Consider the following 12,823-nt stretch of genomic DNA (forward strand, 5'->3'; position numbering starts at 1 on the left):
TTCTTCGCGACATCGGCAATCGGCGCCTTGTCCGCCTCCCGCAGGATCGTGACCATCTGCTCTTCGGTAAACCGGCTCTTCTTCATGACTTCCTTCTCTCCGTAGGAAGCCATTCTCTCAAGTTTCAACTGGTCCGAAAATTCCAGGGCAGGTCATCAGCGTTTCTCGAATACGCCAAAAACCAATTTGGCCTATCGAAGACGACTACCGCGCAATACGGGCGAGTCTATGAGCGCTTCGTCGACTCACGATATCGAGCCCAGATGGAGGCGCTTTTCAATGCCGGCGAACTTGCGGTTCTCGCGGCTTACTCGGACGATGAGCTGACGGAGATCGTGTCGGCGAAGGCAGCAACCCCCAGCCTTACTCGCGACGGGATCAAACAACTATTAAAGAGCCGTCAAGCAGCTTGAACGGGCACTTCGATACCGAAAAGGCCAAAATCTAGAGGGGTTACGTTGGAAAGGTTTTTCAGTTTTTTGCTAGCGGCAATTGTCAGTGCGCTTGTGGTGACCTCCGCGCATGCTGCGGAATTTAATATCGCCGACTACAAGTTCGGCGAGGACTACGCCAACACGGTGCGCGATAAGCTCGAAAAGGCGTTCTCTTCGAGCCAGGTATATGTGGACGGCAACGACTGGATAGTTAAGAACGCGAGGGTTGCCGGCGGTGTGTACACTCTCCGCGCCACGTTCTCGCCTGACGATCACAAGTTGAAGAGCATCACGCTGGACGGTAAGGCTCAAAAGAGCGGCACCCTGCAAGGGTTCGCTCGTAAAGCGGAAGAGACGGCTGCGTCGGCAAGCGGTACCTCTGCTTCCAATGTGTCCCCCAGCGGGCCCGAGGTGTTCACCAAGGACGACATTCAAGCTACGGTGACGCATAAGGGCGGGAGGGTCTCGGTAGTATACGAAGCGGTGGCGCAGACAAAAACTGACCGGTTTATGACGTTGCTGAAAATCGCGGCCGGTATTGTTATCGTGCTTATCGCTATTCGCTCGCTCCAGTACTGGTACTGGTGGCTCGTGGGTCTCGCAATCGGCTACATCAAGTTCGACGACTTGTTCATGGGCGCAATGCTCGGCGCAGCGATCGCGATGCTTCACTTGGTCATCGCGTGGATATGGGGAAAGGTATCCGGCTGGAACTACAGTCGCAAAAACCCGCCTTTGATGAAAGTCCAGATGAGCGCGGAACAGTTCAGATCATTTCAAAACGGCGTGCGCGCTCGAACTGCAGAGCACGCGCAGCAGCAACCCCAGCCGGGCGTCGCCGCCTCACGAGCTGGACAGGACGGACAAAATGACGGTGCGCTCACCAGAATCAATCCCGCAACTGGCCTGCCGATGGTCGGGATGGTTGATGTAGAAGGGAATTTCGAAGGCCAAACGCCCATCAATCCCGCAAATGGTTTGCCGATGGTAGGCGGCCATGGAAGCGTCGACGTGCACGGTAACACGTACGGCACGGATACCAACGACTTTCACGCGCCGATGCAACAAGGCGGATTCGGAGACCCCAACAACGGCTTCTAATTTTTTAATCCCCGGTCGACACGCTTGCCATCTTCAGCGATTAAAACGCGCTTGGGAAACCGGCCGCAGTCCAAAACCATTCTTTAATTTGAGAGCAATGTATGTCCAGCTTTAACGATGCAACCATCTATGTCCAGCTAGAACGCCCCGGAACGGGCCGCGTCGAAATCTATTCGCGCGATGCGACGAAGGAAGAAGCGTTGCGGATGTTCAAATCCGCTAGCAAGGACAAGCGAGCAATTGAGGACGATCTTGCCTCGCGTGTCGCGGCCGAGGTTAAGGGCGACCTGCTCTGCGCAGGCTACTTTTTCGTCGAGGGCGGCAAAGACGCGCATGAGGACGTAGCGTTCCCGATTTTGCACGCGGTCGCTGCTATCAGCGCGCATTTTGGCATCGACGCCGAAACGCTGGAGCGCGCGCTAGAACCGGCGAACGTGGCCGCGCTCAGTTCGGCGAGAGACGCGGGACTGGCTTCGTTCCTTAATGACCATCCGGAACTTCTAGCCGGTGCCGAAGCGTTCCGCGAAAAGCATGGAGACGTGCAGGCTGCGTTGGCTGCGGAATTGGCCATCGAGTTGCAAGGCGAAGTAAGGCACTAGCACGGTGTCGTCCATCTCTTTGCCAAAGGCGTTGCCCTCACGCTCAACCGAAAAAATCGGATGCGCTCGTCGAGGCCCTGGGCGGCAGGACCCGACGAAGAGGGATATCATCCGGAGTTGATCGAGCAACGGCAGCTAGCAGGGACGAACGAGTACACGGTCACTGATATTGAGAATGCCATTAACTACTGGCGATCGCGTTCGCTGTTTGCCCAAGAGCGAGGGTACTGGCGGACGTGTATGGATCGATGATCTATCATCAACGAGAGCGCATCGAAGCAAAAACCTGACGCCAGAACAAAACGAAGCGATAGGCCTTGCGCTCGCCCAGAAGGAACTTTTTTGATCCCGTCGAGGAGGCGCAAACATGTCAACCGCCGGTAGCGCCTTGCTGTGGGTCGACGCGGTGGCCGGCGGTGGACGCGTCGAGATCTATTCGCGAGAGGTATCGAAGGCGGACGCGCTGCGCATGTTTGCGTCAGCCAGGAGCGACACGCGAGCGTTCGAAGAAGACCTCACCGACTGGGTGGCAACTGAAATAGTCGGCGACGTCCTATACGCGGGCTATTTCTGGCCTAAGAGCAAAGGCTTAGACGAGGAAGAACAAGTGTCTTTCGCGCTCGTACATGCTTGCGACGCAATCAGCAAGCATTTCGGCATTGACGCGACGCGTCGAATACCTTCTGCATTTGACGGGATGTCGAATCTCTTAACCCACGAATCTTCAATAAAGGCACGATCCAAGACCGCAAGCGCATATTGGTCGATAGTAATGGCTTTTATCATTATTTTGCCCCAATGATGTCATCAATCACAATGCCGTAACTCGTCTTGCATGCAGACTCATATTGTGGATGATCACCAATTCTCATGAATAAAAATCCTAACTTCTGCATGATCCCGTACCTAACCCGGTCGCTCAGTCTACCAATCCTGTAAAATGCGTCAGGCGCATCTGCTAAACGGGCCTCCAATTCTGTCTTATAGACATCGTCCGCAGATACAACGGACATTGCGCGTAACAAGACCACAAAGCCTATACCCGCGGTCAACGGCAATTCAGGCAAAACGAAATAATCCGGGAAGCCTCCTGCATTGGAAAACGCCTTTTCCATATCGGATTTCATCGTATCAACACTGTGCTTGAAGAGATGCGCGGCCTCCATGACTTGCTGCAGGCCAACTTTTCGTCCCTCACGCTCCAACAGTAAATCGACCGCCTGGAGTTTGACCTTGATGTCTTCGGTGACAGGATGTTCTGATGACACCAACGCCGCGAGAACACTCTCCAAGCCGTAACCGATGATCCACGAAAAAAGGCGCTCTTCGTCGAGGCTCCGCAAACTGCCGTCGAGCCGGTTGATTTGCGCATTTACCGCGCTTAGAACCCCTTTAGCCTGCTTTTCAAGTAGCTTCGCTGCCTTCTCGGGCGCCCAGCATTCATCGTAGTATTGATTTAAGCCGATTATTCTCAGCCACGTGAAGCTGTTTCCGTTCTTCCTCTGCGCCAGGTCACAATCCGCATTGGCAATCAATCCGTACTCGAATCCATCTAGCCCGTCCGAGCCTTTTTTGCAAATCACATCGCCTTGCCGAATATCGCCATGCTCATCAATCGGTGTGAAAAAGAGGTGTGCGTCGCTTGTCATATTTACTTACCCCGCTCAACCGCCTATTGGAATACTGCTTGATACAACCAAACGCTTCTTCTCAAGCGGCGGAGTCGGCTAAAGGCCACGTCGCATGGCATGCAGTTGCTAGCGCGATGGCTGTGACGAACAATCGGCATGGTCTTATGAAGTTTGTCATCCTAGGTCGCTATCGAGAGGCATGTGTATGGCACGTTTACGGCCGCTTTCGGCAGATCTTAAGATCCGCTTCGGGCCAGGAAGACCGATTCATTGACAGCGTGATGCGCTATTCTCTAACGCCGGTTCGTGAATCGCCGCAAACTGACATGCAACCGACGTACCGCGATCGCCGAACGTCGGATACGCCAATATGCGCGGGTTGCGCGTCGGGCGTGCTTCGAACTGAACCAGCCGTTCGAGTGGCCGCGCTGCAACTCAGGCGAGCGGCAGAAACTGGCCGGTTGCCGAAGATCGCAATAGGCCCTATGCCCGAGTACCGACGGTGCGCACGTGCGCTGGCGGACGCACGAGTGCAGCGCGGCTATTGGGGCGAGTTGACAGCTTGTGCGGTGCGCTGAGATTGCGCGCTAGGCTGCGCTTGCGCTTGCGCTCGATCAGCGGCGTCCTCTTTTGCTTTTTTATTCGCAATGCGACGGCCTACTACACATCCCCCTACAGCGCCCAGCACGGCATGTCCCTTTCCCACATAGTGTCCGCCAACACCGCCAACAGCTGCGCCCGCCAAACATCCAACGGCTTGCGCTTGCCCAACGGTTGCCGCAGCAAGCGCTGCCACAACCAACGTCAATGCTTTCAATTTCATTCTATTTTCCCTGTAGCCTAGTGGTTGCTGGCGACTGATATGCGTCGCCGGTTGAGGACTCGCGATCACTTGTACTGTGCTTCAGGGCTTATAAACGCCCGGCGCACACCCGCGGATGACGGTAAGCGCTCTCGAGGTTTGAAACAAAATGTTGGGCGGCCGTCCCTCAACGATGTATGGAGCGCGGTGCGCATCGCCAATTGCGCCCGATGTCACGGCAAGGATCACGAGGGACAGGCCGCGAGCGCTTTCTCGCCGCCGTATCCACCGACGGGTCCGACGTGACGCGTGGCTCGTGCCCGTCCAGCAGGCAGGCGAGACGATGACGGATATCGTAGGCCGGGTTTCAAGCGTCACCGATCATCGGCGAAATAACGAACGCGGCTGACAAACAGGCGCGCGGCATCCAGGAAATGAACCGTGCGGTGGCGCAGCTCGACGAGACGGTGCAGCAAAACGCGGCGCTGGTGGAACAGTCGGCGGCCGCAGCTTCCGCGCTTCATACGCAGGCCAACGAACTGGCAAGCGGCGTTGGCCAGTTTCGCGTAGCGTAAGGTCGGCCGTAGGCGCTCCTGTCACGAGACATAGCGACCGGGCATGAAGGCGACGACCTTCCACTTGCCCGGTCACGAACGCCACGAGTCTGCCGCCTTGATTTCTGCCAGCGGGCAGTAGCCTGAGGGGAACTGGTCAAGCAATCCTGCTTGGCCGCAACATCAGGATTCAACCACATGGCTTTCAGCATCGACGCTTCGAGCATCGTCTCCAAAGAAACGCACCGCGGCATTAACGCAACTGCTGTCATCCTTACTAGCGACGGCAAGCGCGTCGGCGAGATCCACGACGTAGCTGAAAAGATCGTCGCCGACGTCGACTTCACCTCCCCGGACGCGCGCGCTGCATTTGCTGCAGAGGCACGACGCCTTCACCCTGTGGTGCTCGGGCGCGCAGATCACCGAGACGATGTTTTCGTCTCGGAGTACGCCCGCATCCTCCTCGCTGACGCCGAGAAGGTGCTTTTGTCACGACTCTCGACCGACTAGGTTTTCGCCTGACGCATTGGCACAATCTCCGGCGGTCAACCTCCGAAACGCTGCGCGCAACGATGGCCGTCTTCAAGGCCGGCACGTAAGCAGGCGTTGGCGAGCGGTCCGCTGACGGCTTGGCCTTCTCTGAAGAAAAAAGACGCCCCACCCTGCGCGACTATGTCCGCTTCGCGCGGGGGGCCCTTGCCGCGTTGGGCGTCTTTGCGGCCTTAGTGGAGCGCGCCCGCGTCGCGTTCGTTTCTAACTTCGGCTTCTTAGTGCCAGCCGTTTTGATATCAGCAGTGGAGATCAGAAACTTGGTCCTGTCTTTCACCGATGCCAACCATCCCGGCGCCTTGCCGCGGCCGCTCCACTCGGCTCCCGATTTGGGATCCCGGTACTTCGCCGGTTGGGGACCGCGAGGGTAGTTCCCGCTGCGCTTGCCCGAGTGGCTATCGTTAGCCTCGACTGCGGCAGAGATGAGAAATCTCGCACGATTCTTAACGTTCGCTATCCACGCCGGCGCTCGGCCTCGGCCGCTCCACGTCGCGCCCGTCTTCGGATCACGATATTTGCCGGTCGCAGCTAGCTCAGCGTTGGCCGAATCCTTTGCCGCGCCAGCTCTACCTCGATTTGTCAGGTCGTCGATTGTCAGGCCGTGCTCTTTCATGAGCGAGTGAATTTTTGCGATGGCGGCAATGGCCTGCTTTTTTTGAATCGCGTCCGCTCGAGCCTGCAATTTCCTAATCCTTTCTTCGATGTTTGAGAGGGTCGTCATTTTCTCCCCTGGGTTGTCTGACGTTCCGCACTATGCCATACGTCTTTGCTTCCAGGGCCCAGAGACGCAGGCTAATGAACTCGCAGCCGCCGTGTGTCAGTTCCGCGTCGCGTGACGTCAGCATTGACGGCGTCGGCAATGCGCCAACGCCGGGAATAAGGGTTATCACTCGAAGGTAAATCTAAAGATTCAGTAGCGAGTTCCGACATTGCAAACAGGCGGTGAAGTAAAACCAACTCTTACCCGAAACGAACATTCGAGGTGCGCGATGTCACGGATTTTCCGCTTGTTTCGAAAGATTAGCGACCACCCTCTCCCGCACGCGAGACTGGTACCCGTCTCATGCGACGAGGCGCGCAGACGCGCAGCCATCCGAGGCGTGCGTCTTTAGCGGAAACACACGCCTGATGTGTCGCCGCCCCACCGCGACGGTCGCGTCCATGCTTGACTACGCCCAGTGAGCGATAGCCTAGAGCGATTGTCCGAGCAGCCGCTCGGCTTAAGCTCAGGAGTCGCAAACATGGCCTTCAGCATCGATGCTTCAAGCGTTGCCTTCTTACAGACCCGCCGGGGCGTCGACGCCATGGCCTTCATCGTTTCCGACGATAACAAGCGCGTGGGCGAGATTCACGATGTGGCGGAAAAAATCGTTGCCGATGTGACGTTCAGTTGCGGGAGCGCGCGCTTGGCGTTTATTGCGGAAGCAAGACGCCTTCACCCGGTCGTTCTCGGGCGCGCGGATCACGGTGACGGTGTCTACGTCTCGGAGTACGCTCGGGCTCTGCTTGCTGAGGCAGAACGGAAGTTGTTGTCCGATCTTGGCGGCAGAGCATAGGCATACCCGCTCGGAGTGCCCTCCCACCGAAGCTCCGCTTATCGCGACGCCGCTGATAGAAGATCTCTTGCGCTACTCAACATTCCGTTGGCTACTGCCGCGGAATCGACCTTGTACGTTCCGTTCTGCACCGCCGCCTTGATCGCCGCGATTTTGGCAGTGTCGATATCTGACGGGCCGCTCAAAAATGCAGCAGTCGAGGACAGCGTGACCGCAGCACTATTCGCGGTCGCGGCTACATTCCGTACCGTGTCGACGGCCTTCTTGCCGATGGCCGTTGCCGGACGTACGCTGGTCTGAAGCGACGCGTCTGTGCTGCTGCTCGTCTGGATTCTCATGATTTCTTCCTCGCTAACTTGATTCCTTTTTAACGGTGGCAGCGTTGAAATCTTTACCATGAGAGCCGGCGAGTGCGGCCCAAGGCTGGACGTGGATCGCCCGAAAGCCTTGCAGGACAAGGCTCCGAAGCAATTGAAACAGTTTGAAACAAAGTGTGACTGCCGCTTTGCTGGCGATTTGGACGGCTTCGCGATGGAGACGCAAGGACACACCTGTCGCAATCGTGCTCAGTCTTCCGCGTCGTCGCGGTCATTCATACCCAGCGCCCAGCGCAAATCGCGTACGAAGTCGAGGGAGACATCTGTCCACTCCTCGGTGCCCGGCGGGCAATCGCGAGGATTTTTGAGTCCCCGAGCTCGGCGGATGAGTTCGACGCTGCGGCTCAACGCCCGCGCCTCATTGCTCAACGAGTCGTCGTCAAACGGGAAATGGTCGTCAACTGTATCCATAGCTTCGTGTCGTACGATCGACCGCTGACCGCCTTTCCTATCTGTTAATCCATCATTCTCGCTTGATGCGCCTCTTCTAACTGCGCGAGCGCGGCTTGGCGCGGCGTCAGTTTGCTATCCGTGCGTGGACGTATCGCGCAGCCTCTCGCGCCTGCGCCGTTGGGCGAAGTTCTAGGTGACCGGAGAAAGTCGTCTAGCTCAAAGCAGGCCCTGATAACAGCCTCGACCGCGTCTCGCGCCAGCTCGCCGTCGATTTCCATGAGCCGACGGCGGAGTTCATGCAGTTGCTTGACCATGTCACCAATCTCATTGCGGATCAGGAACTCTTGCTGCCGTCCTTCGTTAGACGGCCAGAGGTCGGGGGTATGGACTTCCGGGCTTAGGTCCTGCGTCGTCTGCGACATAGAGGCGCCCTGCACTCTTAGAACGTCGACCAGTCGCCATCAGCTGCCGCGCCGACGGCTACGGGCTTAGCCGCCGCCGCCTTCACCGCGCTGGTGGTCGCCGGCGCTCGCGTCGCAGGTGACGGTCGCGTCGTGCGCTGCTCGAAACTGCTCATCGTTGGGACGGTGGATGCATGCGCCGTGCGAAACACAGCAACTGCTGCGGTCAGTTGCTTGGCCTGATCTTCCATCGAACCCGCCGCTGCCGCAGCCTCTTCAACAAGCGCCGCATTTTGCTGGGTGACCTCGTCCATCTGCGAGATGGCTTGGTTCACTTGCTCGATGCCGCGGCTCTGCTCATTGGAAGCCGATGCGATCTCGCCCATGATGTCGGTGACGCGCTGGATGGCGGTGCCGACGCGCTGCATCGTGTCTCCCGCCCTTGCTACCAACTCGGTTCCGGTCTGGACACGGCTACCTGACGTCTCGATAAGTTCCTTGATCTCCTTGGCGGCCGCCGACGAACGCTGAGCGAGGCTGCGGACTTCGCTTGCCACCACCGCAAATCCCCGGCCTTGTTCACCGGCGCGTGCGGCTTCGACTGCAGCGTTCAGTGCGAGGATGTTGGTTTGGAATGCGATGCCTTCGATCATTCCGATAATCTCGGCGATCTTTGCGGAGCTTTCCTCGATGCCCGCCATCGTTTCGACGACCTGACCGACGATGGCACTGCCCTCGTTGGCGACGGCGTTGGCGTTGTCCGCGAGGCCGCTCGCCTGCCTCGCGTTTTCCGAATTCTGCTTGACCGTCGAGGTGAGCTGTTCCATGCTCGCGGCCGTTTCCTCGAGCGACGCCGCTTGCTCCTCGGTACGAGAAGACAGGTCGGTGTTACCCGCAGCAATCTGTTTGCTGGCACTGGCGATTGCTTCACTGCTCGACCGGACGGTGCCTACAGTGGCCGCCAACTTGTCTTTCATGGCGGCGACACCGGCAAGCAATTGCCCCATTTCATCGTGCGTCTTGATCGACACTTCCTGCGTGAGGTCGCCGTTTGAGATGTGCTCGAAGTGCTTCAGCGCCTCGGCAAGGGGCGTCATGATGGCGCGGCGCAGGACGAACCAGCCGAGCGCTGCAGTAGCGATGCCAACGAGGAGGGTGAGGACGCCGAGCGTGCGCAACGTCGATACCCGTGCGTCGCTCTCGGCCGTTTGACGCGCGGCATCGGTAAGTTGAAATTCCTTCAGCTTGTCAAAGGCCTCGATACACCGCGTGTATGAGGTTGGCATGTCTTTGTACGCGATACGCGTGATGGCTTCCTTGTCGCCCGCTGCGATTGCCGCGCTGAACCTGTTGATGGCCTGTTGCATATCGGCGCGCGCATTAGCGACGGTCTTCGCCAACGCGTTCTCGTCGGCTCCGCGCGGGATCGCGTCGTACTTGCTGTACCACTCATCTGATTGGCGCATGAATCCATTCGCGCGTGCCACCAGTCCGCCAGCATCCGGGTCCGTCGGGTCCAACGCATAGCGGTCGAGCGCAAGCCGGGCGCGTGCTATGTAATTGTTCGATAAGCCGAGCGCATTGACCGCTGGTAGCGAATTCGCGGAGAAGTCTTTGGCCGTCGCATAGACGGCACCGATGCCGTACAGCCCGAAGCCCACCGAGAGTGCCAGCACCAAACCGAGGAAAGTCATGGTGAGCGCAAGCCGCGCCCGAATCGAGAGGTTTTTCATTGTTGTAGGTTCTAGCGCGAGACATGAAGGTGGTGCGGCAGCCGCGCCTGCCTGCCGTTGTTCGAAGTGGGGCGTCTATGCTTATCGGCAGGCGCAGGGCGGCAATTAAGCAAAGGAGTTGGGCTGCAATGCGGCGTGTGCGACTTTATCGGTACATATTTCTCTATGAAGGCTTCGCAGGCTGGCGTTCATGCGTATACCCGCATCAACAAATGCATGCATATTGCCGATAGAGGAATATTGAGAAAAATATTTCCGATGACAGAGGCGCAGGGAATGACCAACAACGACCACGATATCGAGCAGCGAGTAAGGCTTGCGGGCAACAACATGTGCGAGCTGCTGCTCTTTCGCTTGGGAAGCGCACCTCGAATGGGGGAACGCGAGCTCTACGGTATTAACGTGTTCAAAATCCGGGAGATCGTTGAGATGCCGACGTTGACCGAGCTTGCGGGATCATCGGACAAGGTCCTCGGTGTAGTCGATGTGCGCGGCGAAATCATTCCGGTCATCGATCTGGCGGCAGTCACGGGCTGCGTCAGTCGCGGCAAAAGCAGGATCCTCCTGGTAACTGAGTTCGCGCGTACGACGCAAGGCTTCGCCGTTGAGGAGGTCGATGACATTGTTCGGCTGGACTGGAGCCGGGTCCTCTCGGCAGAAGGTCATTCAACCGGCCGAGCAGTGACTAGCATCGCACGTCTGGACGCGCATGCCGGCGGGCGGCTTGCTCAGGTGCTCGACGTCGAGCAAATTCTGCGCGACGTCCTTCCTTCGAGTGAGCCGGAGATCACCGTGGATAACACGGGACGCCTTGACCTACCGCGCGGCGCGAAGGTGCTGGCCGCAGACGATTCCGGCGTCGCGCGCGCTCTCATCGAGGAGAGCCTGAATGCGATGGGTGTTCCGTTCATCATGGCGAAGACCGGAAAAGAGGCCTGGGAAGTGCTCGAACGGGCCGGTGAGAAGGCCGCTCAAGAAGGCCGCAAAGTCACCGACGACATTGCGCTCGTGCTCACAGACCTCGAGATGCCTGAGATGGACGGCTTCACGCTTACGCGAAAGATCAAAGCAGCCGCTGACCTTCAATCGATCCCCGTCGTCATTCATTCTTCGCTGTCGGGCTCGGCGAACGAACAGCACGTGCGAAAGGTCGGCGCGAATGCCTACGTCGCAAAGTTCGTCGCGTCAGAACTCGCCGAGGTGATGCGCAATGCCATGGCGGAGGCGGCGGCATGAATCAGGCACCCGATCCGAAAGCGTCGCGACGATCCCCCTACAGCATTGGAACCAGCGCAGTGTGGCAGCTTGATGCGGGCAGGACGCTAAGGTCGTTTGTCGTGGATGCCTCGATGCCGCTGTACGACGTAGTGCGATGAACCGTCCTGGTTCGTTGTCGAGTAAATTTGTAGCATACGGGGCGGCCGACCTCTCCTCGCGATGGATCTGGAACACGAGCACCGGACTGGCGCGCGTAGTTCGCCTGCGTTTATCAAGCCTGGATGCGGCGCCGGTGCTGCCGCTTAATCGCGCCCTCAGGACGCCCCTCGCTCGGGCGGTCGCGTTTGAATTCATGCGGTTCGCTGACCGTCGATACGGCGGCTTTGAAGACCGCCTGCGTGCCAGTCGGCGAAGCCAGTTGAATCACGTACCTGTCGAACGACATCAGTTGACCACTCAGCTTGACGCCACTTAATAGGAAGACCCACACGAACTTGCGCTCACGCACCAGTTGCGCCAGGAAAATTGTTTGAGCGTCGTTATCGTGCGTGGACATGTTCAGTCATCGCGGCCCGGTTGCGTGTTGCCGATGTCAGTTGCTTCTCGAACCACGCCTCCTCGGTCGAAAATCGAGTACCTGCGCAGCGATGTTTTGCACCAAAACCGTTACGGTTACAGAACGAGATGGTGCGGCGGTCCGACTTGTGCGATAGCAGAACCAGCCGGTGGTAGCCCAGCCCGGTAGCGTGTCTCTCGATGCGCGACAAGAGCGCGCGCCCGACGCCTGCTCCCACCGCCCGGGTGTAGAGATACTTCACTTCGGCGACACCATATTCCAGCCGAAGCAGTGCCGCACACCCGATCGCAAAACTGGTCGCGCTTCGGACGACGAGAAAGGTGCTTCTCGGGGAACGGACTTCTTCGTGAAAGGTAAGGCTTCGCCCGCGTTCCCCGAAGAACAACGCGGAAGCGGCGTCCCTCTCGTCCAAAAGCGCTTGTGCTTCAAGGGAATTGGGGTCCTCCTTCCGGATGAGGACCAACTTCTGCGATTCCATCATGCCTGCTCCGACAGCCGTTGTTTCGCTCGACCGAAGCAAAACTAAGGCCAAGATGCGCGCCAAGTGGCCGCACGGCGCCTGCTCGCTTGTTCCACTGCGGCTCCGAACAGCTGGCTTTTGAAAGCCCTCGTAGCTCAGCACCGGAGAAAAACGCCTGCGGGTGCCGGCGCGAAGCGGCTAGCGCGTTCGGCGGAACGCAAGCCGAACCGCAACGCTAGCCAAAAGGGGGCACGGACAAGTAGGAGCAGCCATGCGCTTGTTCGACTCATCGCGGAAACGGGCGGCCGGATTGAACCGCACCGGGAATCGTGGAGGCCGGTTGGGTTAAGTTAATGCGGGCATGTCAGCGGCACTTCGGAGTTGCCTGTAGTAGTGTGCCTCAGCCTCAGCGGGAGGGATATAGCCGAGTGGTTCCAT

16 protein-coding genes and 1 pseudogene are annotated in these 12,823 nt (G+C 58.3%); 9 read left to right on the forward strand and 8 right to left on the reverse strand.

What is annotated here, in order from left to right; all coding sequences use genetic code 11:
* The 5 genes from GV035_RS29195 to GV035_RS26045 all read left to right on the forward strand — a co-directional run.
* Nucleotides 1-413: hypothetical protein (locus GV035_RS29195; RefSeq protein ID WP_442859605.1), on the forward strand; the 413-nt coding region annotated here is incomplete at its 5' end.
* Between the two features lie 45 nt (nucleotides 414-458).
* Complete coding sequence (locus GV035_RS26030; protein ID WP_159838497.1) at nucleotides 459-1,535, forward strand: hypothetical protein; 1,077 nt, start codon at nucleotides 459-461, stop codon at nucleotides 1,533-1,535.
* A 200-nt stretch (nucleotides 1,536-1,735) separates the two neighbouring features.
* Nucleotides 1,736-2,134, forward strand: a complete 399-nt coding sequence (locus tag GV035_RS26035) for a hypothetical protein (RefSeq protein WP_159838499.1) — start codon at nucleotides 1,736-1,738, stop codon at nucleotides 2,132-2,134.
* Between the two features lie 194 nt (nucleotides 2,135-2,328).
* Entirely contained in the window at nucleotides 2,329-2,424 is a 96-nt protein-coding gene (locus GV035_RS29600; protein WP_236572843.1) for a DUF3717 domain-containing protein, read from the forward strand.
* Nucleotides 2,425-2,501: 77 nt separating this feature from the next.
* Nucleotides 2,502-2,936 (forward strand): hypothetical protein, encoded by a 435-nt coding sequence (locus tag GV035_RS26045; RefSeq protein WP_159838503.1) that lies wholly within the window; start codon nucleotides 2,502-2,504, stop codon nucleotides 2,934-2,936.
* Here GV035_RS26045 and GV035_RS26050 read toward each other — a convergent pair.
* Entirely contained in the window at nucleotides 2,920-3,783 is an 864-nt protein-coding gene (locus GV035_RS26050) for a hypothetical protein (RefSeq protein WP_159838505.1), read from the reverse strand. The genes GV035_RS26045 and GV035_RS26050 overlap by 17 nt on opposite strands.
* 1,106 nt (nucleotides 3,784-4,889) lie before the next feature.
* Here GV035_RS26050 and GV035_RS26055 point away from each other — a divergent pair.
* Nucleotides 4,890-5,142, forward strand: a pseudogene (locus GV035_RS26055) (methyl-accepting chemotaxis protein); the annotation flags it as partial.
* A 177-nt stretch (nucleotides 5,143-5,319) separates the two neighbouring features.
* Nucleotides 5,320-5,631, forward strand: a complete 312-nt coding sequence (locus GV035_RS26060) for a hypothetical protein (protein WP_159838507.1) — start codon at nucleotides 5,320-5,322, stop codon at nucleotides 5,629-5,631.
* A gap of 160 nt (nucleotides 5,632-5,791) precedes the next feature.
* Here GV035_RS26060 and GV035_RS26065 read toward each other — a convergent pair whose 3' ends face one another.
* The gene (locus GV035_RS26065; protein WP_159838509.1) at nucleotides 5,792-6,391 is read right to left on the reverse strand and encodes an H-NS histone family protein; all 600 of its coding nucleotides are present in this window, start codon (nucleotides 6,389-6,391) and stop codon (nucleotides 5,792-5,794) included.
* 520 nt (nucleotides 6,392-6,911) lie between these two features.
* Here GV035_RS26065 and GV035_RS26070 point away from each other — a divergent pair.
* Nucleotides 6,912-7,226 (forward strand): hypothetical protein, encoded by a 315-nt coding sequence (locus GV035_RS26070; protein ID WP_159838511.1) that lies wholly within the window; start codon nucleotides 6,912-6,914, stop codon nucleotides 7,224-7,226.
* A gap of 38 nt (nucleotides 7,227-7,264) precedes the next feature.
* Here GV035_RS26070 and flgM read toward each other — a convergent pair whose 3' ends face one another.
* The 4 genes from flgM to GV035_RS26090 all read right to left on the reverse strand — a co-directional run bounded on the left by flgM (nucleotide 7,265) and on the right by GV035_RS26090 (nucleotide 10,130).
* Nucleotides 7,265-7,564, reverse strand: a complete 300-nt coding sequence (gene flgM / locus GV035_RS26075) for a flagellar biosynthesis anti-sigma factor FlgM (protein ID WP_159838513.1) — start codon at nucleotides 7,562-7,564, stop codon at nucleotides 7,265-7,267.
* Nucleotides 7,565-7,792: 228 nt separating this feature from the next.
* Nucleotides 7,793-8,014, reverse strand: coding sequence for a hypothetical protein (locus GV035_RS26080; RefSeq protein WP_159838515.1), 222 nt, complete (start codon nucleotides 8,012-8,014; stop codon nucleotides 7,793-7,795).
* Nucleotides 8,015-8,058: 44 nt separating this feature from the next.
* On the reverse strand, nucleotides 8,059-8,418 hold the full coding sequence (locus GV035_RS26085; RefSeq protein ID WP_159838518.1) for a hypothetical protein: 360 nt from the start codon (nucleotides 8,416-8,418) through the stop codon (nucleotides 8,059-8,061).
* A 17-nt stretch (nucleotides 8,419-8,435) separates the two neighbouring features.
* Nucleotides 8,436-10,130, reverse strand: a complete 1,695-nt coding sequence (locus GV035_RS26090) for a methyl-accepting chemotaxis protein (RefSeq protein WP_159838520.1) — start codon at nucleotides 10,128-10,130, stop codon at nucleotides 8,436-8,438.
* A 276-nt stretch (nucleotides 10,131-10,406) separates the two neighbouring features.
* On the opposite strand from GV035_RS26090, the gene GV035_RS26095 reads away from it, so the two are divergent.
* Nucleotides 10,407-11,366, forward strand: coding sequence for a chemotaxis protein (locus tag GV035_RS26095; protein ID WP_159838522.1), 960 nt, complete (start codon nucleotides 10,407-10,409; stop codon nucleotides 11,364-11,366).
* Nucleotides 11,367-11,619: 253 nt separating this feature from the next.
* On the opposite strand, the gene GV035_RS26100 is transcribed toward GV035_RS26095, so the two are convergent.
* Both GV035_RS26100 and GV035_RS26105 read right to left on the reverse strand, forming a co-directional pair.
* Nucleotides 11,620-11,904, reverse strand: coding sequence for an RNA chaperone Hfq (locus GV035_RS26100; protein ID WP_159838524.1), 285 nt, complete (start codon nucleotides 11,902-11,904; stop codon nucleotides 11,620-11,622).
* Entirely contained in the window at nucleotides 11,888-12,406 is a 519-nt protein-coding gene (locus GV035_RS26105; RefSeq protein WP_159838526.1) for a GNAT family N-acetyltransferase, read from the reverse strand. Before GV035_RS26105 ends, GV035_RS26100 begins: the two co-directional genes overlap by 17 nt.
* Nucleotides 12,407-12,823: the final 417 nt, after the last annotated feature.

The sequence above is a fragment of the Burkholderia sp. 8Y genome, from assembly GCF_902506145.1.
Lineage (GTDB): Bacteria > Pseudomonadota > Gammaproteobacteria > Burkholderiales > Burkholderiaceae > Caballeronia.

Bases quoted from the DNA above. Each gene is read 5' to 3' on its own strand.
- GV035_RS26045 (WP_159838503.1), top strand. From the start codon at position 2,502: ATGTCAACCGCCGGTAGCGCCTTGCTGTGGGTCGACGCGGTGGCCGGC.
- GV035_RS26050 (WP_159838505.1), bottom strand. From the start codon at position 3,783: ATGACAAGCGACGCACACCTCTTTTTCACACCGATTGATGAGCATGGC.
- GV035_RS26060 (WP_159838507.1), top strand. From the start codon at position 5,320: ATGGCTTTCAGCATCGACGCTTCGAGCATCGTCTCCAAAGAAACGCAC.
- GV035_RS26065 (WP_159838509.1), bottom strand. From the start codon at position 6,391: ATGACGACCCTCTCAAACATCGAAGAAAGGATTAGGAAATTGCAGGCT.
- GV035_RS26070 (WP_159838511.1), top strand. From the start codon at position 6,912: ATGGCCTTCAGCATCGATGCTTCAAGCGTTGCCTTCTTACAGACCCGC.
- flgM (WP_159838513.1), bottom strand. From the start codon at position 7,564: ATGAGAATCCAGACGAGCAGCAGCACAGACGCGTCGCTTCAGACCAGC.
- GV035_RS26080 (WP_159838515.1), bottom strand. From the start codon at position 8,014: ATGGATACAGTTGACGACCATTTCCCGTTTGACGACGACTCGTTGAGC.
- GV035_RS26085 (WP_159838518.1), bottom strand. From the start codon at position 8,418: ATGTCGCAGACGACGCAGGACCTAAGCCCGGAAGTCCATACCCCCGAC.
- GV035_RS26090 (WP_159838520.1), bottom strand. From the start codon at position 10,130: ATGAAAAACCTCTCGATTCGGGCGCGGCTTGCGCTCACCATGACTTTC.
- GV035_RS26095 (WP_159838522.1), top strand. From the start codon at position 10,407: ATGACCAACAACGACCACGATATCGAGCAGCGAGTAAGGCTTGCGGGC.
- GV035_RS26100 (WP_159838524.1), bottom strand. From the start codon at position 11,904: ATGTCCACGCACGATAACGACGCTCAAACAATTTTCCTGGCGCAACTG.
- GV035_RS26105 (WP_159838526.1), bottom strand. From the start codon at position 12,406: ATGATGGAATCGCAGAAGTTGGTCCTCATCCGGAAGGAGGACCCCAAT.